This is a genomic window from Gemmiger formicilis (assembly GCF_018784445.1).
Classification (GTDB): Bacteria; Bacillota; Clostridia; order Oscillospirales; family Ruminococcaceae; genus Gemmiger.
The window spans coordinates 1-392 of sequence record NZ_WQOH01000065.1; the positions used below are offsets into that span (position 1 = coordinate 1).

The 392-nt window shown below is 52.8% G+C and carries 1 protein-coding gene and 1 pseudogene; both read left to right on the forward strand.

Going from position 1 to position 392, the window contains the following annotated elements:
• Nucleotides 1-258: pseudogene (locus GPK89_RS14345) on the forward strand (ribonucleotide-diphosphate reductase subunit beta); the annotation flags it as partial.
• A gap of 42 nt (nucleotides 259-300) precedes the next feature.
• Nucleotides 301-392, forward strand: a 92-nt coding sequence (locus GPK89_RS14350; RefSeq protein WP_430750610.1) for a thioredoxin family protein, incomplete at its 3' end; no start/stop codon positions are given.

Here is a 392-nt window from a genome sequence, read left to right on the forward strand (position 1 = left end):
ATCGCATGGGGGCATTATGTGATCGGCGACGACATCCCGGGACTGAACCGGCAGATGATCAGCGATTACATCCGCTATCTCGGCAATCTTCGCTGGACGAGCCTTGGCTATCCGGCATTGTATCCGGGCTTTGAGAGCGAACCGGAGAGCATGGAATGGGTCAGCCAGTACGCCGACGCCAACATGGTCAAGACCGATTTCTTTGAGGCACGCAGTACCGCCTACGCCAAGAGTACCGCACTAATAGACGATTTATAAGAAAATAAAGGAAAGGAGCTGGCAGATATGGCAGCTATGAACATGAATCAGGAGCAGTTTAAGCAGTTGATCCGGGAGGAAAAGCCTGTTTTGGTGGATTTCTGGGCGCCCTGGTGCAGCTATTGCCGGAGGAT